Here is a 19,924-nt window from a genome sequence, read left to right as displayed (position 1 = left end):
TGCCGTACCAGGTGTCGACCAGCAACCCCGAGGCGCCGCTGTTCGTGGGGCCGTACGAGGAACGGCTGGAGAAGGTGCTGAGCCGCTACCCCGACCGGCAGGCGGCGCTGCTTCCCGCGCTGCACCTTGCCCACGAGCTGCGCGGCTTCCTGTCCCCGCAGACCATGGACGAGGTGGCGGCCAAGCTGCAGCTGCCGCCCGCGTACGTGCGGGGCGTGGCCAGCTTTTACACCATGTACAACCTGGCCCCGGTGGGGAAGTACCTCATCCAGGTGTGCACCAACATCTCGTGCAACCTGTGCGGGGGCGACGCGGTGCTGGAATCGTTCCTCAAGCACACGGGGACGGAGCCGGGCGAGATGAGCGCCAACGGGCTGTGGACGGTGATGGAAGTGGAGTGCCTGGGCGCCTGTGGATTTCCCACGGCGGTCCAGATCAACGAGCGATACTACGAGAACGTGCGGCCGGACGACGTGCCCGCGATTCTCGAGCGGCTGACCTGAGGGCGCCATGGCGTATCCGTATCGTCACGACAGCGAAGTCCGCCTGCTTTCCGAGCACTTTGGCAATCCGCGGGCGCGGACGCTGGAGGGCTGGCTGGAACTGGGCGGCTACCAGGCCCTGCGCAAGACGCTGGGGATGGACCGCGCCGAGGTGGTCAACGTCGTAAAGGCCAGCGGCCTGCGCGGCCGCGGCGGCGCGGGCTTCCCCACGGGGATGAAGTGGAGCTTCATGCCCAAGAAGGAGCCGGGCAAGCCGCACTTCCTGGTCTGCAACGCCGACGAGAGCGAGCCCGGGACCTTCAAGGACCGCGAGCTGATGCGCTGGACGCCGCACGCCCTGATCGAGGGCTGCCTGGTGGGCGCGTACGCCATCCACGCCGAGCACGCCTACATCTACATCCGCGGCGAGTTCTTCGAGGCGGCGCAGATCATGGCGCGGGCGATCGAAGAAGCGTACGCCGCGGGGTACATCGGCAAGAACATCTTCGGCAGCGGCATCGACCTCGACATCACGCTGCACATCGGGGCGGGCGCGTACATCTGCGGCGAGGAGACGGGGCTGCTCAACTCGCTGGAAGGCCGCCGCGGCGAGCCGCGCGTAAAGCCGCCCTATCCGGCCATCGCGGGCGCGTTCCGCTTTCCCACGGCCGTGAACAACGTGGAGTCGCTGATCGCGGCCGCGCAGGTGGTGCAGAACGGTGCCGAGTGGTACCGGCAGTGGGGTACGGAGAAGTCGGTCGGCACCAAGCTGTTCTGCGTTTCCGGGCACGTGGCGCGACCCGGCAACTACGAGGTGCCGCTGGGCTTCAACTTCAAGGAGTTCATCTACGACATCTGTGGAGGAACTCCGTCCGGCAAGGCGATCAAGGCGGTGATCCCCGGCGGCTCGTCGGTGCCCATCCTGACGGCCGACGAGCTGGACATCGGGATGGACTACGAGTCGATGGCGGCGGCGGGGACCATGCTGGGCTGCGGGTCGGTGATCGTGATGGACGAGGGGACCAACGTCGTCAAGCAGGTGCGGCGGATGGTGGACTTCTACGCCCACGAGAGCTGCGGCCAGTGCACGCCCTGCCGCGAGGGAACGGCGTGGAGCGCCCGGATCCTCAAGCGCATCGAGATGGGTCGCGGTACGCCGGACGACCTTGAGACGCTGCTGGACATCAGCGACAAGATGACGGGCAAGACCATCTGCGTGCTGAGCGACGCGGCGGCGGCCCCCATTGTTTCCAGCATCCAGAAGTTCCGCGGCGACTACCTGGCCCTCATGGAGGCCGGGGACTTCGCCATGGCCGGCGCGCGCTGACGCGCGTACCGGAACGCATCCGAGAAAGACGGCCATGGCCGACGAAACGACTGCCGCGGTAGAGACCGCCACCGTCACCATCGACGGGATGGCGCTGAGCGTGCCCAAGGGAACGCGCCTGCTGGACGCCTGCGCCCAGGCCGGCGTGGACGTTCCCCACTACTGCTACCACCCGGGGATGAGCGCCCCCGCCCAGTGCCGCATGTGCCTGGTGGAGGTGGAAAAGAGCCCCAAGCTGGTGCCCGCCTGCGTGGGCACGGTGACCGACGGCATGGTGGTGAACACCGGGAGCGAGGCCGCGCTCAAGGCCCGCGAGGGCGTGCTTGAGTTCTACCTGGTGAACCACCCGCTGGACTGCCCCGTCTGCGACCAGAGCGGCGAGTGCAAGCTCCAGGACTACGTGGCGGCCGAGGGGCCGGCCATGGGGCGCACCAAGGAGCCCAAGCGGGTGCTGGGCCGCGACGACTTTGGCGGCGACGTGCTGTTCTACGCCGACCGCTGCGTGATGTGCACCCGGTGCGTGCGCTTCATGCGCGAGGTCGCGCAGGACGAGCGGCTGACGGTGGTGCAGCGCGGCCACCGCGCGGTGATCGACACCTTCTTCGACGAGGGGCTCACGGGAAGCCTGTGGGCCGACAACATCGTCGACATCTGCCCGGTGGGCGCGCTGGTCAGCAAGGACTTTCTGCACAAGGCGCGCGCCTGGGACCTGGACCGCACGCCGTCGGTCTGCCCCAACTGCACGCAGGGGTGCAACATCCGGCTGGAGACGCGCGACAACCAGGTGATGCGCATCAAGCCGCGCCCCAACCCCGAGGTGAACTCGCACTGGATGTGCGACTTCGGGCGGCTGAACTACCAGTGGATCAACCGGGTGGACCGTGTCGAGGCGCCGCTGGTGCGCGACGCCGGCGGCCGCCACGTGCCCATGTCGTGGAGCGACGCGCTGCTTCGGCTGGCGGACGCGCTGCGCGGCCATTCGGGTGGCGCGCACGCGGTGGTCAGCCCCTTCGCGGCGAACGAGGACATCGGCGCGCTGCGGCGGGTGATGGAGGCGATCGGCGGCGGCGGCGGCGTGTTCCGCTGCGAGCAGGGGGAGCAGGTGGTGCTTCCCGGCTTCCCCGACCTGGCGCTGCGGACGGACCGCGCGGCCAACGTCGCCGGTGCGGAATTGTTCGGCTTCGCCCGCACGGGCGGGGCGGACGGCAAGGGCGGGCTTGAGGCGGCGGCGGCGCACACGGGCGTCCTCTTTGTCCTGGGCGACGAGCTGGCCGACGCGCCGGCGGACTTTGGCGCCAACGCGTCGCTGTTCGTCTACGTGGGGCAGCAGCTGAGCCCCGCGGCGCGCAACGCCCACTTTGTCCTGCCGTCGACCACGTTCGCGGAGATGGAAGGGACGTTCACCAACGTGCAGCGCCGCGTGCAGCGCTTCTGGCCGGCGCTGCGGGCGCCGGGGATGTCGCGCCCGGCGTGGCAGATCCTGGGCGTGCTGCTGGCCGGAATCGGCGACGCGGGCGCGCCGGGGACGGCGGCCGACGCCTTCATGGGGCTGGCGGCGGTGCGGCCGGAGTTTGGCCTGCTGTCCTGGGGCGACCTGGGCGCGCAGGGCGCCGCGCTCCCCGAAGCGGTGGGGCAGGCGGGGGACTGAGGGACGGAAGTGCGAGAGTGCGAAAGTAACGGCACGGCACGGCGCTTTCGCGGACGGATAGAGGAGCCAGGAACTACGAGCGTGGCGCGAGCCGCGCTTTCCATCCACGCGGGCCAAACGGACCGGGCGCGAGATGCAAGCAGGAGATGCGGTAGGAAACCTGAGGGAGCTGTCGGCGAACGCCTACCTGTGGACGTCCGTCGTAAAGCTGCTGATCGTCTTCGTGGCGGTGCTGGTGATCGTGGCCATGCTCACGCTGCTGGAGCGCAAGATCAGCGCGTGGATGCAGGACCGCATCGGCCCCAACCGCGTGGGCCCCGGCGGTCTGCTGCAGCCCGCGGCCGACGGGCTCAAGAACATCCTCAAGGAAGAAAGCAACCCGGGCGAGGCGCACGCGGTGTTCTTTACCCTGGCGCCCATGCTGTCCATCATCCCGGCGATGGTGACGTTCGCGGTGATCCCGTTCGCGGCGCCGCTCCCCACGCCGTGGGGGGTGATGCCCATGATGATCGCCGACCTGCCGGTGGGGATCCTGTTCCTGATGGCGTTCAGCTCGCTGGGCGTGTACGGCATCGTGATGGCGGGGTGGGCCAGCAGCAACAAGTACGCGCTGCTGGGCGGGCTGCGGGCCGGCGCGCAGATGATCAGCTACGAGATCTCGCTGGGCCTGTCGCTGATGTCCATCTTTTTCCTGGTGGGCAACGTGGGGCTGGACGAGGTGGTGTACACGCAGCAGAAGATGAACCTGTGGTTCGCGCTGCCGCTTTCGGCCTCGTTCTTCTTCTTCTGGATCAGCGCGTTCGCCGAGACCAACCGCCTGCCGTTCGACCTGCCCGAGGCGGAGAGCGAGCTGGTGACCGGGTACCACACCGAGTACAGCGCGATGAAGTTCAGCATGTTCTTTATCGCCGAGTACTCGCACGTGCTCACGCAGAGCATGCTGCTGGCCACGCTGTTCCTGGGCGGCTGGGACATTCCGGGGCTGGGCCGCGACGACATGCTGGGCTTTGTGGACGGCACCTGGGTGGGCACGCAGCCGGCGGTGTGGGTGACCCTGCTCACGCTGGTGGCGTTCGGGCTCAAGACCTTCTTCTTCATCATGGTCTTCATGCTGGTGCGCTGGACCGTGCCCCGGTTCCGCTACGACCAGGTGATGGACCTGGGTTGGAAGATCATGCTCCCCGTGGCCCTGGGGGTGGTGGTGGTGACGGCGGCCACGGTGCTGGCGCTGGACTCGATGGGCGCCCCGTTCGTGGAGATTCGCCCCAACGGCAGCCGAGGCTACTTTACCCTGGCGGGCGGCCTGGTGCTTACGGCGGTGAACGGGGTGATGCTGTTCGTGGTGCTGTGGCTGATGGACAAGGGCAACACGCTCGAAGGCACCGGCTCGATGGAAGACAAGCGCACGGTCGCCCGTGAGCGCGCCCGCAAGCGCGCCGAGGCCATGCGCGTCGCGCTGACCACCCCGCGCGCGGGGGCAAGGTAAGGATCATGGCGGCCAACGTCGTAGTGATGAAGCGCCCGGTACGGAAGTCCTCGTACATCCGGGCCACGCTCAAGGGGATGGCGCTCACCTTCCGGCACATGGCGAAAAGCGCCGGTGACCGCAGCGACGTCACCATCCAGTACCCCGAGCAGAAAAAGCAGCTGAGCCCGCGCTGGCGGGGCACGCACGTAATGGAGACGCACGACGACGGACGTCCCAAGTGCGTGGCCTGCGGCCTGTGCCCCACCATCTGTCCGGCCAACTGCATCAAGCTGGTGCCGGGCGAGGACGACCAGGGGAACCGCTACCCCATCGTCTACGAGATCGACGAGTTCCGCTGCATCTTCTGCGGGATGTGCCAGGAAGTGTGCCCGGTCGAGGCGATCCACGTGGGCAACCACTACGAGAACGCCGAGTACACGCGCAACAACTTCGTGTACGACCTGGACCGGCTGATGAAGCAGACGCACGCCAGCACGCTGCTGTGGGACCCGGCGGATCCGGCGGGGGAGTAGGTGAACGGGTGGCGGGGTGAACGGGTGTGGTGGTGTGATGGTGTGATGGTGTGATGGTGTGATGGTGTGATGGTGTGGCGAGACTGACCTCGTCCGGGCGACATACTGTCATTTCGAGGAAGCGCCGCGCCGGACCCGGCGGACTCGCATCTCACCCGGTGCGCGACTGAGGAATCTGCTCTCGGTCTGCTGCTGGCTGGCTGAGACACCGAAGGGCCGCGGCAACGTTGTCCGCGAAGGCGGACAGCGTGAGGTTGTTGCCGCGATTTCAATCGCTCTCGCGAGCCTGGCGGCTCCGGAGTGATGCACGACGGAGGAAGCAGTGCCTGCGGGGGAGTCTGTGCCACCGTAAGGACTTCGTGTTTTCGGCGCCGGACCAACGGCGCCCGGCGGGCCGGCTGCAAGGCCCCAAACGACGATCGAACCGCGATCGAATGGTAACCCAGGTCCTGTTCTTCATCTTCGCGGCGTGCGCCGGCGGCAGCGCGCTGGCCATGATCACGCGCAAGAGCCCGGTGGCCAGCGCCATGTGGCTCATCGGCACCTTCTTTTCGCTGGCCGCCATCTACACCCTGCTGGGTGCCTTCTTCATCGGCATCATCCAGATCCTGGTGTACGCGGGCGCCATCATGGTGCTGTTCCTGTTCGTCATCATGCTGCTCAACCTGGGCAACGACCTGGAGGCCGACATCCGCGGCACGGGGTGGAAGGTGATGGCGGGCGGCGGCGGGCTGGTGATGCTGGCGCTGCTGGCGCGCGTGTTCGCCGGCGACATGCCCATGCCGCTGGGGAATGAGGCGGGCGCCGCGGCGCTGGCCGCCAACCAGGCGCAGAACGGCACGGTGGGCATTATCGCCATGCCGCTGTACCAGGAGTTCGTGGTGCCGCTGCAGGCCACCGCCATCCTGCTGCTGATCGCGGTGGTGGGCGCCGTGATGCTGGCCAAGAGAAAGGTGTAAGGGGCCATGGAAAGCGTGCCGCTTCAGTACACGCTGGGCCTGAGCGCCCTGCTGTTCAGCATCGGCGTGGCGGGGGTCATCGTCCGCCGCAACGCCATCATCCTGTTCATGTGCATCGAGCTCATGCTCAACGCCGTGAACCTGGCGTTCGTGGCCCTTAGCCCCAGCGCCGGGGTGAACGGCCAGGTGTTCGTGTTCTTCGTGATCGCCGTCGCCGCCGCCGAGGCCGCGGTGGGGCTGGCCATCATCATCGCGGTCTTCCGGCACAGCGAGTCGGTGGACGTAAAGAACTTCAGCCTGCTCAGGTGGTAGGGGTGATGCTCCTCCTTCAAGCCGCCGAACACGGGGCCCCGGCCGCCGCGCACGGTGCGGCCGCGGCCTCGCACGGCGCCGCCGAAGCGGCCGCCCACGGCGCCGCCTTTCACCCGGTGATGCCCTGGCTGATCCTGGGCCTGCCGCTGCTCGGCTTTCTGATCAACGGCCTGGCCGCCCTGCTGGCCGCGCGCCGCGCGCTGCCCAAGGTGCCGCCGGTGGGCGATCCGTACTGGGACACGCACGGGCACGACGCGCACGCCGTTCACGCCGCCCCGGCCCTGGCGCACGCCCACGCGGGCGCGCCCAGCGAGCAGGAAGGCCTGGACGTCGGCGTCCGCCCCAATCCCGTGGACGCCGCCGCGGCCGACCACGCCCACGACGCGCATCACCACGGCTCGCACAACGCGCACGCCCACGACGCGCACGGGCACGACGCCCATGGCCATGACGCGCACGACGCGCACGACCATCCGTCGGGGCCCAAGCCGTGGACGCACACGCTGCCGTCGCTGGTGGCGCCGGGCGCCATCCTGGGCGCGTTCATCATCGCGGTGATGAACTGGCTGGCCATGCGGGGGACGGGGAGCTTCCCCGTGTCGCGCGGGTGGAGCTGGATGCCCGCGGGCGAGCTGCAGGTGGACTTCAGCCTGCTGCTGGACCCGCTGTCGATGGTGATGACGCTCATCATCACCGGCGTGGGCTTCCTGATCCACATCTTCTCCATCGGCTACATGAAGGAGGATCCCGGGTACCCGCGCTTCATGGCGTACCTGAACCTCTTCGTGTTCTTCATGCTCATCCTGGTCCTGGGCGCTTCCTATCCCGTGATGTTCGTGGGCTGGGAGGGCGTGGGCCTGTGCAGCTATCTGCTGATCGGTTTCTGGTTCAAGGAAAAGGCGAACGCCGACGCGGGGAAGAAGGCGTTCATCGTCAACCGCATCGGCGACTTCGGGTTCCTGATCGCCATGTTCCTGCTGTTCACCCACGCCGGCACGCTGGACTTTGGCGGCGTGACGGAGTGGGCCGTGGCGGAGGGCACCAGCCCGTACGGCGGCCTGTTTGGCGGGGCGGTGGTCACGGCGATCTGCCTGTTCTTCTTTCTGGGCGCGGCCGGCAAGAGCGCGCAGCTGCCGCTGTACGTCTGGCTGCCGGACGCCATGGCCGGCCCCACGCCGGTTTCCGCGCTGATCCACGCGGCGACGATGGTTACGGCGGGCGTCTACCTGGTCGTCCGCTCGTCGGTGCTTTTCGCCATGGCGCCGGTGGCGTCGCTGGTGGTCGCCATCGTGGGAACGCTGACGGCGTTGTTCGCGGCCAGCATCGGCCTGAAGCAGTGGGACATCAAGAAGGTGCTGGCCTACAGCACCGTGTCGCAGCTGGGCTTCATGTTCGCGGCGGTGGGGATGGGCGCGTACGCGGCGGGCGTCTTTCACCTGATGACGCACGCCTTCTTCAAGGCCTGCCTGTTCCTGGGCTCGGGCGCGGTGATCCATTCCATGCACCACGCCTTCCACGCCACGCACAACACCGCCGACGCGCAGGACATGCGCAACATGGGCGGGCTGCGCAAGCCGCTGTTCTGGACCTTTGTCACCATGGCGGTGGCCACGCTGGCCATCGCGGGCGTGCCGCCGTTCGCCGGGTTCTTTTCCAAGGACGAGATCATCGGCGCGGCGTGGCTGGGGATGGAGGGGCACAACCCGCTGGCGCAGGGGCTGGCCAGCGTGGGGATCGACCCGTGGTTCTGGATGCTGGCCATCGGCGTGATCCTTACGCTGACGGCGTTCATGACGGCCTTTTACATGGGCCGCATGATGATCTACACCTTCTTTGGCCAGTTCCGCGGCAGCGAGACGGAGCGCCAGCACCTGCACCAGGGTGACTGGACGCTGACGATGCCGCTGATCGTGCTGGCCGTGCTGTCGACCATCGGCGGCCTGCTGAACGTGGAAAAGGCGGTGTTCGACCACGTGCCGGTGATCGGGCCCCTGTTCAACGCCATCGCCATCGGCGGCGACGCGGCGCTGCACCACTGGCTGCACCCGGTGATCTCGGGCGCCGAAGAGGTGATGCGCAACAACGTGGCCGAGGCCGGCGAGGCCACGCACGCGGCGTGGCCCATCTTCCTGGCCATCGTGATCGGCCTGGGCGGCCTGGCGCTGGCACACCTGCGGGTGTCGCCGCGCAACAAGCGGCTGCGCACCGCCGACCAGGAGCCGGCGTACCGCGGCACCCTGCAGAAGTGGCTGTACAACAAGTGGTTCGTGGACGAGCTGTACGACCTGTTCGTGGTGCGCACGGTGAACGTGGCGTCGCGGGCGCAGTGGGGCTTTGACCGGATCATCGACGGCACGGTCGACTTCTTTGGCCGCATGGCGCAGGCGCTGGGGCTGTGGACCGGCCGGGCGCAGACGGGACAGCTGAACACCTACGCCTTCCTGCTGGTGGTGGGCGCGCTGGTGGTGCTGGGCAGCTTCGTGGCCTTCTGACCGCACAACGCAAATGCAGAGCTTCTATCAGAGCCACGGCATCCTTACGCTGCTGATCGTCCTTCCCCTGCTGGGCGCCGTGGCGGCGTACCTGTCGGGCGAGCGCAACGCCAAGCACGTGGCGCTGTGGGTGGGCGTGGCGGAGTTCGTGATCTCCATCCCCCTGTTCGTGTTCTTCGACCCGCGGGCCACCTGCAGCGTGGGGCTGCGGGGGGGCACGTCGGTGCCCATGAGCAACTGCGTGAGTGTGTCGTGGTTCCCCGACTGGGGGATCCGCTACCAGCTGGCGATGGACGGCATCAGCCTGTTCATGGTGCTGCTGACCACGCTGCTGCTGCCGCTGATGGTGCTGGGCTCGTGGACGTACATCCGCGAGCGCGAGCGCGGCTTCTACGCCAGCCTGCTGGCGCTTACCAGCGGCGTGGTGGGCGTGTTCGTGGCCGTGGACATGTTCCTGTTCTACGTGTTCTGGGAGATGATGCTGATCCCCATGTACTTCCTGATCGGCCTGTGGGGCGGCAAGGAACGGGTGTACGCGGCGGTCAAGTTCTTCCTGTACACGGCCGTGGGCTCGCTGCTCATGCTGGTGGCCATCCTGTACCTGTGGTACAAGGCCCAGGCGGGCGGGCCGGTGGCGATGGGCGGCGCGGCCACCTTCAGCTACTTCGACTTCCTGCAGCTGCAGCTTACGGGGCGCGAGCAGTTCTTCCTGTTCCTGGCCTTTGCGCTGGCGTTCGCGGTGAAGGTGCCCATGTTCCCGTTCCACACCTGGCTGCCGCACGCGCACGTGCAGGCGCCCACGGCGGGTTCGGTGATCCTGGCGGGCGTGCTGCTCAAGATGGGCACCTACGGCTTCATCCGCTTTGCCCTGCCGCTGTTCCCCAACGCGGCCAGCGACAGCCGCACGGTCACCTGGGCCATGGTGCTGGGGATCATCGGCATCCTGTACGCGGCCATGGTGGCGGCGGTGCAGCCGAATGCAAAGAAGCTGGTGGCGTACACCTCGGTGGCGCACCTGGGCTTCGTGATCCTGGGCATCTTCGCCTTCAACCTGGTGGGGCTGCAGGGCGCGCTGCTGGTGATGATCGGCCACGGCCTGTCCACGCCCATGCTGTTCTTTCTGCTGGGCATGCTGTACGAGCGGCGCCACAGCTACGAGATCGACGACTTTGGCGGGCTGGCGGCGTCGATCCCCGTCTTTGCCACGCTGCTGGTGTTCGCGGCCATGGCCAGCATCGGGCTGCCGGGGACGGCGGGGTTCGCCTCGGAGTTCCTGGTGCTGGTAGGGGCCTTTCTGTCCCGTCCGTGGATGGCGCTGGTGGCCGCGCTGGGGGTGATCTTTGCCGCGTACTACATGCTGCCCATGGTGCAGCGGATGCTCTTCAACCCGCTGTCGCGGGCGGAGAACCGCGGCATCCCCGACCTGAACGCGCGTGAGATCGGCCTGCTGGCCCCGCTGGTGATCCTCATCATCCTGCTGGGCTTTTACCCCAAGCCGGTGCTGGACCGCATGGAGCCGGCGGCGGCGCGCGTGCTGGAGCTGAGCCGGACGTCGCGCCTGGCCCCCGAGTTTGGCCCCGGCGGCCCGGTGGCCGCCGCGTCCGACAACCGATAAGGACCCCCGACCGATGGATCGTACGCTGGAGCTGGTAAGCAGCCAGGGCGACTACCTCTGGGCGCTGCTTCCCGAGATCGTCCTTACCCTGGGCGCCATGGCGGTGCTGCTGGGCGACGTGCTGCAGAAGGGAAGCGCGTCGCGCCCCTCGGCCCGCTGGGTGCCCTGGGCGTCCATCGTGGTGCTGGTGGCCACGTTCATCGCCAACCTTCCGCTGGTGGCGATGACGATGGGGGCGGATCCGCTGCGCGACGTGGAGAACGGGATGGTGGCGGTGGACGCGTTCCGCGGCCTGACCAACTGCCTGTTCCTGCTGTCGGGGGTGATGACCATCCTCATCTCCATCGGCTACCTGGACCGCCGGGGGATCAACCGCGGCGAGTTCTACGCGCTGGTGCTGTTCGCGGTGCTGGGGATGATGCTGATGGCCGGCGCCAGCGACCTGATGATGATCTTCATCGGGCTGGAGGTGATGTCGGTGGCCATCTACGTGCTGGTGGGCTTCGACCGGCTGGACCCGCGCAGCACGGAAGGCGCGCTCAAGTACTTTCTGCTGGGTGCCTTCAGCAGCGCGTTCTTTCTGTACGGCATCGCGCTGGTGTTCGGCGCCACGGGCACCACCAACATCCGCACCTTCTTTCCGCTCCTGCTTTCCGGCGAGCGGCACGACACCATGCTGCTGGCCGGCATGGCGCTGGTGCTGATCGGGTTCGGCTTCAAGGTGGCGGCCATCCCCTTCCACATGTGGACGCCCGACGCGTACGAGGGCGCGCCCACGCCGGTGACGGCGCTGATGGCGACGGGCGTAAAGGCGGCGGCGTTCGCCTCGCTGATCCGCGTGTTCCTGGTGGGCTTTGGCGGCAACTTTGGCGACTGGGCGCGGCCGGTGTACCTGCTGGCGGCCATCACCATGGTGGCGGGGAACCTGCTGGCGCTTACGCAGGGCTCGCTCAAGCGCATGCTGGCGTACTCGTCCATCGCGCACGCCGGCTACCTGCTGGCGGCGGTGCTGGCGGGGTTCACGGGCGGCACCTCGGCGTTCCTGTTCTACCTCCTCATCTACACGCTGATGACGGCGGGCGCGTTCGGCATCGTGATCGCCAACGCGCGGGGAGCGGAGGAGCGGGTCACGCTCGAGGACTACGCCGGGCTCGCTTCGCAAAAGCCGTGGCTGGCGGGGATGCTTTCCATCTTCCTGCTGTCGCTGGCGGGCTTTCCGCTTACGGCGGGGTTCCTGGGCAAGCTGTACATCCTGCGGGCCCTGGTGCGGATGAACGTGCCGTCGCTGGCGGTGGTGCTGGTGCTGGCCTCGCTGGTGTCGTACTTCTACTACCTGCGGGTGATCGTGGTGATGTACATGCGCCCGGCCCGCGGCCCCGACGAGCACGCCGAGGCGCGGCTTTCGCGCCCGGCGTTCGCGGGGGTGGCCACGGCGGCGGTGCTGGTGGTGCTGCTGTTCTTTGTCAGCGGCATGAAGTTTGGGCGCGACCGCGACCCCAGCGAGGCCGGGGACACGCGGTGGAGCGTGATCGGCCTGGCCGAGCGGGGCGAGCGGTCGCTGTTCGCCTGGGCGCAGCAGGGGCTGGTTCAGCCGCAAGGGCAGGCCGCCGAGGTGCAGGCGCAGCGCTGACGGCGGGCGCTGGCGGGGGGTAGATGGACGGAAGGACGGCCCGGCGCGCTCGCCGGGCTTTTCCGTTTGCACGAGGATTGCACGATGGCTTCAATGGACGGCGGAACGGACGAAAGGGTGACGGGGATGGCGGACCACGACGAGGGGCCGAGGGACGAGGAAAAGGGCAAGAAGCCGCTGGTGACGCCGCGTCGCGCCGCCGCCGGCCTGGGCGCGGCCGCGGCCGCCGCATACGCCATGTACGTGTTTGGCGCGCGGCGCGCGCGGCGGCGTCCGGTGACGGAGCTGCCCAACGCGCTGGGGCTTCCCATCCAGTACCAGAAGTGGGGCGACGTCCACTACGCCTACTACGTGCGCGAGGGCACGGGACGGCCGGTGGTGTTCCTGCACTCCATCAACGCCGTGGCCAGCGCGCACGAGATGCGGCCGCTGGTGCGCGCCTTTCGCAAGCACTCGGAGCGGCCGATCTACGCCCTGGAGTGGATCGGGTTTGGCCACAGCGACCGGCCGGAGCTGGCGTACGATCCGGGGCTGATGGAAGACCAGCTGCAGCACTTTCTGGAGCGCGTGGTGCGCCCCGCCGGTGGCGCCGACGTGATCGGCCTGTCGCTGGGCGCGGCGTACGCGGCCGAGGTGGCGCGGCGGCGGCCGGACCTGGTGCACGCGCTGGCGGCCATCGAGCCCACGGGGCTGGGCAAGGACCCGCCCGCCATCCCCCGCATCTGGTCGCGGCTGCTGTTCACGCTTCCCGGCGTGCAGCGCGCCTTTTACGACCGGCTTACGACGCCCGAGGCGCTGTACCGGTTCGCGGAGGAGAACCTGTTCACCCCGGAGTTCGGGGTGCCCGAGGAGTTTGTGGAGTTCGGGGCGGAGACGTCGCGGATGGACGGCGCGGCGTTCCCGCTTGACGATTTTCTGAGCGGCCGCATGTTCCCGCGCGACGCGGGCGACACCTTCCGCCGCCTGCGGCAGCCGGTGCTGGTGGTGCACGGCACGGTGGAAAGCCGCCGCCAGGAAAGCTACGACCGCCTGCCTGAGCTGGACGGCCGCCTCAACGTGCAGGTGGTGGGGCTCCCCACCGGCGGGCTGCCCCACTGGGAGCGCGCCGCCGAGGTGTGGGAGCGCGTCCGCGACTTTCTGGAGGGCGACGGGCCACGCGCCTGACGCCCGCTCGCCCGAGATCTCGATCTTTTTTCCTGGCTCACACAGTTCGGAGTGCAACCATGCCGAAGCCGATCCTGCGCCGTTTGTTGCCCGTGTTTCTGCCGGCCGCCTGCCTGGTGCTGGCGGCGTGTCCGGGGCGTGGCGGCGGCGGTGAGCGCGGGGCCGTGAAGATGGATACGGCCAACACGCAGTGGGAGGACGGGATGTCGGCGCAGCAGGTGGAAACTGAGGCCAAGGCGCTCTCGCCCGAGGAAGCGGCGCGCATGGGGATCATCGTGGACACCACGATCCACCTGGAGCAGCTGGACTCGCGCGACACGGCGTCCGGCGGCGGCGCGGCGCCCACTCCGGCCCCGGCCACGAGCGGCGCCACCGCACCGGACAGCGTGCCCTCCGCCACCGCCGCTCCGCCCGCCGGCGCGCAGCCGCAGAAGGCGCCGTAGGCCCTCACCCGCTCGCCTAGGCTCGCACCCTCTCCCGCAAGCGGGAGAGGGTGTAAACGTCTCAACGACTCGCGGTGTGTTTCCTCGGCTCCATCCTCTCCGCAGCCCCCCGGCGTGTGATCCTGAGGCCCGGGCAACACCGAAGTCTGTTCTCGCGCAGCAGGTCGGCAGGGTCGAAGGATCTACGTGCCGCGTGCTCGAACCGGGACGCGGCAGCCCACCTCGCCCCTGCGGCAACGGCGTAGCCGGACAAAGCCTGTTCGGGTGATGCGCGGCGTGGTCTGCCCACCCGCGACACAACCGCGGATCCGCTGGCTGACGCGCGTCCGCCCTCCAAGAGCGAATGAAATTCGCCGCTGGAAAGGCGCGAAGTCCGCCTGCGCGGACTGTGGCCGCGAGTGCGTAGGCGCGACTCAAAGCCACGAGAACTCCAACGGTAGATTTCTCAGTCGCGCGCCGGGGTCGAGGCATCGGCGGGTGCGGCGCGGCGCTCCTTCGAAATGACAGTTCTTCGCGTGGGGCGGGATCACCGATGCACACCGCCACACCATCACACCATCACACCATCACACCATCACACCATCACACCATCACACCATCACACCATTTCTCTCGCACTCCCGCACTCCCCCCAAACGCGATCGCCGCCGGAGAGTCCGTCTCTCCCGCGGCGATCATGGTTACGAATGCTCCCGCCGGGGCGGGGGGTGCGGCTCAGGCCGCCACGCTCAGGCGACCTCCGCGGGGGCCATCACGCCCAGCACGCGCTCCATGGCCATGGTGTGGCTGCAGGTGTGGTGGTGCTTGAAGTAATCGCAGTCGCAATGCCAGTGGCCTTCCTGAAACCCCACGTTGTGGTTGCCGTTGCGCCCGTCGAACTCCACTTCCAGCTTCTGGAAGTGAATGCGCTCCGGTTCCGAGGCGTAGTCCTTGGCCTTCTGGATCTTGTTGATCATCCCGGAATCGAGCATGTCACCCTCCTGCGAAGACGGGAAACGAAAAACGCCCGTGCAGCATGCGTGCTGCAAGGGCGTTCCGAATGCGGAGCGTCGCGGGCGGGGTCCCGAACGAGGTTACAAATCTTCAAGAGCCCAACCTCCTTTCCAGACCGCCGGGCACGGAGCAGTCCGCCTGTCGGACTGCCCGTTTGCGCGGCTCCACGTTCGGAAGCTATGCGTGGTGAACGGGTCGCGCAACACCCTTGTCGCGGGCGCGTCACCGGTTCGCATCGCACGCAAGATCGATGCTCTCCGGGAAGTGGTGGATCGCCATCGAGCAGGTGGGGGAAGATCCTGTATCCCATTGCCGGAACGAGTTTTGCGCCGTGTGGCGGCTTGGGGACGGGATGAGGAAATTGCTCGCAGGCACCTGATCAGGAGAGGGACGATGTCCGACCTCAAGACCACGCACCAGCACCCCGGCGGCGTCACCAGCGGCGACACGCCCGAGGGCACGCAGGGCGAGAACAACTCGGGCGCGGAGTTTGGCGCCAGCGACCGCGCCACCCGCGGCACCGACCGCGACCTGGACACCAGCGGCGAATCCAAAAACCAGGGCCACGGCCACCCGCGCGAGGAGCGGGGAGACAGCTAGGTCCACCCGCGGCCGGCGTTCGGCGACCTGACGCCATCGGTGGAGGCCGTGGCCTGATAATGAAACTGCAGAAGCCCCGTTCCGGTGCCGCTCACGCGTCGCCGAACGGGGCTTCTCCCTTGCCTGTTTCTCCCGCTTCGCATCGCCGATTTCAGCCTCGTGCGCACCTCGTGCGAATCGTATCAAACCGCATAAATACCGAAACCGAATGGGTGTTGAGGTGTATCATCGCTGGCGGAAAACGGTGCACATCCTTGATCGGGAGCGGCGACGATGGCGATGATCGAGATCGACGTGGAGGCGGCGGGTGGCGTGGAGGCGGGACGGCTGGAACGGTGCCTGGGGCTTGAGGTGGAGTGCATCGCCCCCGGCCAGTACCTGGTCACCGGTGGCGACGAACCGCACTGGGTGGACCTGCGCGAGCGCCTGCTCACCCGGTGCGATTGCGGGGACCACCTGTGGCGCGAACGGATCTGCAAACACATTCTCGCGGCGATGCTGCGCGAGGGTGACGAGCGCGTGATCCGCGAAGTGGGCGGGCTGGTGAATACGCTCCGTGATCTGCTGGCCCGTAACGATCCGCCAAAGCGCCGGCGCAAGCGGAAGGGCGAGGAGTCCGCTGCTGCGGCGCTGGATACGGCAGGGGCATCTGGCGGCTGACGTTTTCAACGTCATGGCGCTTTCCCGCCGTGCCGGGAACGTACCAGGCCAAGGCCCACGCACCGGCCGAGCCCGCCACGGCGGAAGTCCGATCATCCACCGTCACCGGTGCTCCGTCACGCCCACCTGGCGGCAGTACGCGAGCACCGGGCAGATGCTGCACTTCGGCAGGCGGCCCGTGCACACGTGCTTGCCGAAGGGGACCAGCAGCCGGTTGATCTCCACCCAGTAGCGCTTCGGAAGCACCTCCATCAGCGCGGCCATCGTCGCCTCGGGCGTGGGCGCGGCCACGTAGCCCCAGCGGTTGGTGACGCGGTGCACGTGGATGTCCACGCCGATCCGTGCCTCATCGCACGCCACGCCCATCACCAGGTTGGTGCACTTGGGGCCGACGCCGCGAAAGGAGAGCATCAGCGCCTCGTCGCATCCCAGCTCGCCGCCGTGCTCCGCCACCAGCCGCTCCGCGATCTCGTGGATCTGCCCCGCTTTGCCGTAGTGAAAGGCGCAGGTGCGGATGAGCGCGTCGATCTCGTCCACGCTCATCCGCGCGACCCCGGCGGGCGTGGAGGCGTGCGCGAAAAGGTTGATGGCGGTGGGGAGCATCACCTCGTCCGTGGTGCGGATGGAGATGATGCACGCCACCAGTTGCTGGAACGGCGTGCGGAAGCCGCGGTCCGCCAGCTCGAACATCGCCGCCTTGGGAAACGGCTCCACCGCCTTGCGGATGCGCCGGATGACGGCATTAATGTCGAACGGGAGCTTGTCGTCAGGCACGTATGGCCGGGGCCGAAGTGCGCGGAGTGAACTGCGTCGGGACAGGTTACGGTGGTAGTGGGGCGAGGGACAAGAGGATCGAGCCGCTACGACCGGACCTGTCCGGGAGCGAGTAAGCTCGCCGCAACAAAAGCGGAAGCCCCGCAAACTGCGCGGGGCTTCGCGTGGTCAGGGGTCGGAGCGCCGGTAGGCGCCCTCTATTCCCTATTCCCTGTTCCCTATTCCCTGGCCCTCAGTCCGGCCGGGTGCCGCCGACGGCGGGATCGCCCTTGCTCTCGCCGCCGCGCTCGTGGATGACGGCGTTGCCGCTGTCGGGGCGCTGCTCGCTGGGCGAGTTGACGATGCGCTGCCGGTCCTCGGGAACACCGGCCACCTTTTGGCCGTGGCCGCCGGGGCGCTTGTCGTCTTCTTCCATCCCGGGCGCGGAAAAGGCGGGTCCGCCGTTCGGCCCGTCTTCAAAGCCGCCTTCGGCGAACATCTGCTCGCCGAGCGGGTCGTCGTTCTCGATCTCTTCCGGGTCGAACGCCGGATCCTGGTTACGCTTGGGCATGTGCAACTTCCCTTCGGGTTGTGAGTAGGTGCTGCGAAATCATCGCCGCGGCAGCCGCGGCCGGATGGTGTGCTCCACGTCGTAGCCGCGCTGGCGCGCCCACTCGCGCAGGGCGCGGTCGCCGCCGCGGCCGTACAGCGGGCTCTGGCGGGGCGGTACGCCGCGTTGCTGGGCGTCGTACCCGCGCGGCGGTCCGAAATCGCGCTCGTAGCCGGGGCGCCGGTAGTCACCGCCGTATCCACGGGCGGTGTTGCCGCGGTAGTACTCGTGGTCGTAGCGCTGGTAGTCCGCCTCCAGCCCGTACGACCATTGGCGCGGCGTGTCCTGGTAGGGAACGAGGCCCATGAGCGGGTCCCATCCCGCCCAGCGCATCATGGGATCCCAGCCCAATGGCGTGAACGCCCCCGGTCCGCGGCCCATCATCCCCGGCTCGCGACCGTACGCCACGTCCTCGTTCCAGCCGCGGTCGTATCCACCGCGCATCCCCGCGTCGTAGCGTCCTCCGCGGCCAGGCGCCTCGCGGCGCGCGCCGTACTCGCGTCCGTAGCCGCGGCCCTCCATCCACCCGCGGTCGTAGCGGTTGCCTGCCATGGCCTCCTCCTTTCGGCATCGCGTTCCAGACCCTCCGTAGCAAGCTCCGTGCGTGCGCGGGGGGTACGACGGTTGCACAGACGTTTGCCACGGCCACTCTTCAGGCCGCGGCGGGTGGTGCAACGGAGGTCGGTGGCCGTGACGATCACAACGGTGGTGACGATGGCGATAACGATGGCGGTGCTGCTGGGCGCAAGCTGGCTGGCGGCGAACTACCTGTGGAGCCTGCCCTACGCGCCGGAGTGCCCCACCTGTAAACGCATGACCTCCCAAACCACGCGCACCAGCCACGTAGACCGCCTGCTCGCGCGCGCATCCTCCGTGAGCGTTCGCCACTGCCTCCGCTGCGGCTGGTCCGGCCGGATGCGGTGGCGCCTGGCGGCGGAGCGGGTAACGCGGAAGTAGGGCTGCGCGACCCTTGGGCCCTCTCCCCCGACCGGCCTTTCGCTCGTTCCTTGCGACGGCGGTCGACCCCTCCCCCAACTTCGGGGGAGGGGTTGTTTGCGCGTACGGCTGTCGTTGTGGCGAATCCCGAAATTGCGAGGGGAGAGGGCGTTGGCGCGTACGGACGTCGAGGTAGCGACTGTTATGGGGATGGTCCGGGCGCGCGCTTCGAGACAGAGTGGGTTGGGCGGGAGGGTGTGAGGGCTGCGCGACCCGCGGGCCCTCACCCCCGACCGGCCGTTTGCTCGTTCCTCGCAACGGCGGTCGACCCCTCCCCCAACTTCGGGGGAGGGGTTGTTTGCGCGCACGGCTGTCGTCGTGGCGGATCCCCAAATTGCGAGCGGGAGAGGGCGTTGGCGCGTACGGCTTGCGTCGCGGCGAATCCCCAAATATCGCGGGAGAAAGGTCATTCGCGCGCACAGTCGTTGAGGAAACGACCAACCCCTCCCCCGAAGTTGGGGGAGGGGTCGCCGCGAGCCGCGAGGAACGAGCGGCGAAGTCGGCGGGGGAGAGGGCCCCCGAGGGTCGCGCCACACTTACCTTTCACCCGTCACCCGCCACCCGCCACCCGTTCACCCGTTCACCCGTTCACCCGTTCACCCGTTCACCCGTTCACCCCGCCACCCGTTGCCAACTTGCGGCCCGTCGAACCCCGGTCTATGTTCTCCCACCAGCCGAAATCGCCTATTTGCAGCCTTTGGAGCCCGTTGTCCATGAGCAGGAACGCCGCGCTTTCCGATACCGGACAGGCATACGTAGAACGCCGCCGCACGCGCATCTGCGCGGGGCTGCAGCGCCCGGCGACGGTGGTGGCGGCGGACGCGGAGCCCCTGTCGGCCGAGCGGCTGGAGTTCATCCGCCGCGAAGCCGAAGAGCTGTACTGGAACGAGCTTTCCTGGGAAGAGCTGACCGACGAGGAGCTCATCCCCGGCGGCCACCTGACCGAGATGGTGTTCCCCGCCGTCCTTGCCTACATCGAGGGGCTACTGGTGGAACGCGTGCCGGCCGATGCGCTGGCCCCCGCGCGGCCGCATCCGGACGCGGTGGAGGAGATCCTCGTCTTTCTGGGTGAGCGCTTTGCCGAGGCGTCGGCGGAGATCGAGGCCGGCGCCGACTCGCAACAACTGGTGTGGGCGCGCCACATGACGGCGCGGCTGATCGATCTGGCGCTGTACCGGCTGTACGGCCTGACCCCGGCCGAGCAGGAGCGGCTGGAAGCCGCGGCCTGACCGCGGCGCC

The 19,924-nt window shown here is 68.3% G+C and carries 20 protein-coding genes; 16 read left to right on the top strand and 4 right to left on the bottom strand.

Translation table 11 applies throughout. The annotated features are described in order from the left end of the window. The 12 genes from ACOJUJ_RS05460 to ACOJUJ_RS05405 all read left to right on the top strand — a co-directional run. Positions 1–503, top strand: a 503-nt coding sequence (locus ACOJUJ_RS05460; RefSeq protein WP_420125840.1) for an NAD(P)H-dependent oxidoreductase subunit E, incomplete at its 5' end; no start/stop codon positions are given. A gap of 7 nt (positions 504–510) precedes the next feature. Further along, the gene (gene nuoF, locus ACOJUJ_RS05455) at positions 511–1,809 is read left to right on the top strand and encodes an NADH-quinone oxidoreductase subunit NuoF (protein WP_420125839.1); all 1,299 of its coding nucleotides are present in this window, start codon (positions 511–513) and stop codon (positions 1,807–1,809) included. 34 nt (positions 1,810–1,843) lie between these two features. Beyond that, positions 1,844–3,457, top strand: a complete 1,614-nt coding sequence (locus ACOJUJ_RS05450; protein ID WP_420125838.1) for a molybdopterin-dependent oxidoreductase — start codon at positions 1,844–1,846, stop codon at positions 3,455–3,457. Positions 3,458–3,590: 133 nt separating this feature from the next. Continuing rightward, the gene (nuoH, locus tag ACOJUJ_RS05445) at positions 3,591–4,943 is read left to right on the top strand and encodes an NADH-quinone oxidoreductase subunit NuoH (protein WP_420125837.1); all 1,353 of its coding nucleotides are present in this window, start codon (positions 3,591–3,593) and stop codon (positions 4,941–4,943) included. A 5-nt stretch (positions 4,944–4,948) separates the two neighbouring features. Then, on the top strand, positions 4,949–5,458 hold the full coding sequence (locus ACOJUJ_RS05440) for a NuoI/complex I 23 kDa subunit family protein (protein WP_420125836.1): 510 nt from the start codon (positions 4,949–4,951) through the stop codon (positions 5,456–5,458). Positions 5,459–5,892: 434 nt separating this feature from the next. Further along, positions 5,893–6,417, top strand: coding sequence for an NADH-quinone oxidoreductase subunit J (locus tag ACOJUJ_RS05435; RefSeq protein WP_420125835.1), 525 nt, complete (start codon positions 5,893–5,895; stop codon positions 6,415–6,417). A gap of 6 nt (positions 6,418–6,423) precedes the next feature. Further along, complete coding sequence (gene nuoK, locus ACOJUJ_RS05430; protein ID WP_420125834.1) at positions 6,424–6,729, top strand: NADH-quinone oxidoreductase subunit NuoK; 306 nt, start codon at positions 6,424–6,426, stop codon at positions 6,727–6,729. A 5-nt stretch (positions 6,730–6,734) separates the two neighbouring features. Further along, the gene (gene nuoL / locus ACOJUJ_RS05425; protein ID WP_420125833.1) at positions 6,735–9,221 is read left to right on the top strand and encodes an NADH-quinone oxidoreductase subunit L; all 2,487 of its coding nucleotides are present in this window, start codon (positions 6,735–6,737) and stop codon (positions 9,219–9,221) included. A 13-nt stretch (positions 9,222–9,234) separates the two neighbouring features. Continuing rightward, the gene (locus tag ACOJUJ_RS05420; protein ID WP_420125832.1) at positions 9,235–10,836 is read left to right on the top strand and encodes a complex I subunit 4 family protein; all 1,602 of its coding nucleotides are present in this window, start codon (positions 9,235–9,237) and stop codon (positions 10,834–10,836) included. A gap of 13 nt (positions 10,837–10,849) precedes the next feature. Then, positions 10,850–12,466: an NADH-quinone oxidoreductase subunit N gene (locus ACOJUJ_RS05415; RefSeq protein WP_420125831.1), complete on the top strand. Its 1,617-nt coding sequence runs from the start codon at positions 10,850–10,852 to the stop codon at positions 12,464–12,466. A gap of 84 nt (positions 12,467–12,550) precedes the next feature. Continuing rightward, positions 12,551–13,630, top strand: a complete 1,080-nt coding sequence (locus ACOJUJ_RS05410; protein WP_420125830.1) for an alpha/beta fold hydrolase — start codon at positions 12,551–12,553, stop codon at positions 13,628–13,630. Between the two features lie 59 nt (positions 13,631–13,689). Further along, positions 13,690–14,073, top strand: a complete 384-nt coding sequence (locus ACOJUJ_RS05405; RefSeq protein ID WP_420125829.1) for a hypothetical protein — start codon at positions 13,690–13,692, stop codon at positions 14,071–14,073. Positions 14,074–14,801: 728 nt separating this feature from the next. Here ACOJUJ_RS05405 and ACOJUJ_RS05400 read toward each other — a convergent pair. Further along, positions 14,802–15,044 (bottom strand): hypothetical protein, encoded by a 243-nt coding sequence (locus ACOJUJ_RS05400; RefSeq protein WP_420125828.1) that lies wholly within the window; start codon positions 15,042–15,044, stop codon positions 14,802–14,804. Between the two features lie 415 nt (positions 15,045–15,459). Between ACOJUJ_RS05400 and ACOJUJ_RS05395 the strand changes: the two genes are divergently transcribed. After that, positions 15,460–15,666: a hypothetical protein gene (locus ACOJUJ_RS05395; RefSeq protein ID WP_420125827.1), complete on the top strand. Its 207-nt coding sequence runs from the start codon at positions 15,460–15,462 to the stop codon at positions 15,664–15,666. 273 nt (positions 15,667–15,939) lie between these two features. Next, positions 15,940–16,326: an SWIM zinc finger family protein gene (locus ACOJUJ_RS05390; protein ID WP_420125826.1), complete on the top strand. Its 387-nt coding sequence runs from the start codon at positions 15,940–15,942 to the stop codon at positions 16,324–16,326. Positions 16,327–16,428: 102 nt separating this feature from the next. On the opposite strand, the gene ACOJUJ_RS05385 is transcribed toward ACOJUJ_RS05390, so the two are convergent. The 3 genes from ACOJUJ_RS05385 to ACOJUJ_RS05375 form a co-directional block, all read right to left on the bottom strand. After that, the gene (locus ACOJUJ_RS05385) at positions 16,429–17,100 is read right to left on the bottom strand and encodes an endonuclease III domain-containing protein (protein WP_420125825.1); all 672 of its coding nucleotides are present in this window, start codon (positions 17,098–17,100) and stop codon (positions 16,429–16,431) included. A gap of 232 nt (positions 17,101–17,332) precedes the next feature. Further along, positions 17,333–17,650, bottom strand: a complete 318-nt coding sequence (locus ACOJUJ_RS05380; protein WP_420125824.1) for a hypothetical protein — start codon at positions 17,648–17,650, stop codon at positions 17,333–17,335. A gap of 39 nt (positions 17,651–17,689) precedes the next feature. Further along, positions 17,690–18,241, bottom strand: a complete 552-nt coding sequence (locus ACOJUJ_RS05375; RefSeq protein WP_420125823.1) for a hypothetical protein — start codon at positions 18,239–18,241, stop codon at positions 17,690–17,692. 138 nt (positions 18,242–18,379) lie between these two features. Here ACOJUJ_RS05375 and ACOJUJ_RS05370 point away from each other — a divergent pair, with 138 nt between their 5' ends. Further along, on the top strand, positions 18,380–18,646 hold the full coding sequence (locus ACOJUJ_RS05370) for a hypothetical protein (protein WP_420125822.1): 267 nt from the start codon (positions 18,380–18,382) through the stop codon (positions 18,644–18,646). Between the two features lie 752 nt (positions 18,647–19,398). Next, complete coding sequence (locus tag ACOJUJ_RS05365) at positions 19,399–19,914, top strand: hypothetical protein (protein ID WP_420125821.1); 516 nt, start codon at positions 19,399–19,401, stop codon at positions 19,912–19,914. Positions 19,915–19,924: the final 10 nt, after the last annotated feature.

The organism is Longimicrobium sp. (genome assembly GCF_048594345.1).
Lineage (GTDB): Bacteria > Gemmatimonadota > Gemmatimonadetes > Longimicrobiales > Longimicrobiaceae > Longimicrobium.
This window is presented reverse-complemented; position numbering and strand designations above follow the sequence as displayed.

Bases quoted from the DNA above. Each gene is read 5' to 3' on its own strand.
- nuoF (WP_420125839.1), top strand. From the start codon at position 511: ATGGCGTATCCGTATCGTCACGACAGCGAAGTCCGCCTGCTTTCCGAG.
- ACOJUJ_RS05450 (WP_420125838.1), top strand. From the start codon at position 1,844: ATGGCCGACGAAACGACTGCCGCGGTAGAGACCGCCACCGTCACCATC.
- nuoH (WP_420125837.1), top strand. From the start codon at position 3,591: ATGCAAGCAGGAGATGCGGTAGGAAACCTGAGGGAGCTGTCGGCGAAC.
- ACOJUJ_RS05440 (WP_420125836.1), top strand. From the start codon at position 4,949: ATGGCGGCCAACGTCGTAGTGATGAAGCGCCCGGTACGGAAGTCCTCG.
- ACOJUJ_RS05435 (WP_420125835.1), top strand. From the start codon at position 5,893: ATGGTAACCCAGGTCCTGTTCTTCATCTTCGCGGCGTGCGCCGGCGGC.
- nuoK (WP_420125834.1), top strand. From the start codon at position 6,424: ATGGAAAGCGTGCCGCTTCAGTACACGCTGGGCCTGAGCGCCCTGCTG.
- nuoL (WP_420125833.1), top strand. From the start codon at position 6,735: ATGCTCCTCCTTCAAGCCGCCGAACACGGGGCCCCGGCCGCCGCGCAC.
- ACOJUJ_RS05420 (WP_420125832.1), top strand. From the start codon at position 9,235: ATGCAGAGCTTCTATCAGAGCCACGGCATCCTTACGCTGCTGATCGTC.
- ACOJUJ_RS05415 (WP_420125831.1), top strand. From the start codon at position 10,850: ATGGATCGTACGCTGGAGCTGGTAAGCAGCCAGGGCGACTACCTCTGG.
- ACOJUJ_RS05410 (WP_420125830.1), top strand. From the start codon at position 12,551: ATGGCTTCAATGGACGGCGGAACGGACGAAAGGGTGACGGGGATGGCG.
- ACOJUJ_RS05405 (WP_420125829.1), top strand. From the start codon at position 13,690: ATGCCGAAGCCGATCCTGCGCCGTTTGTTGCCCGTGTTTCTGCCGGCC.
- ACOJUJ_RS05400 (WP_420125828.1), bottom strand. From the start codon at position 15,044: ATGCTCGATTCCGGGATGATCAACAAGATCCAGAAGGCCAAGGACTAC.
- ACOJUJ_RS05395 (WP_420125827.1), top strand. From the start codon at position 15,460: ATGTCCGACCTCAAGACCACGCACCAGCACCCCGGCGGCGTCACCAGC.
- ACOJUJ_RS05390 (WP_420125826.1), top strand. From the start codon at position 15,940: ATGGCGATGATCGAGATCGACGTGGAGGCGGCGGGTGGCGTGGAGGCG.
- ACOJUJ_RS05380 (WP_420125824.1), bottom strand. From the start codon at position 17,650: ATGCCCAAGCGTAACCAGGATCCGGCGTTCGACCCGGAAGAGATCGAG.
- ACOJUJ_RS05375 (WP_420125823.1), bottom strand. From the start codon at position 18,241: ATGGCAGGCAACCGCTACGACCGCGGGTGGATGGAGGGCCGCGGCTAC.
- ACOJUJ_RS05365 (WP_420125821.1), top strand. From the start codon at position 19,399: ATGAGCAGGAACGCCGCGCTTTCCGATACCGGACAGGCATACGTAGAA.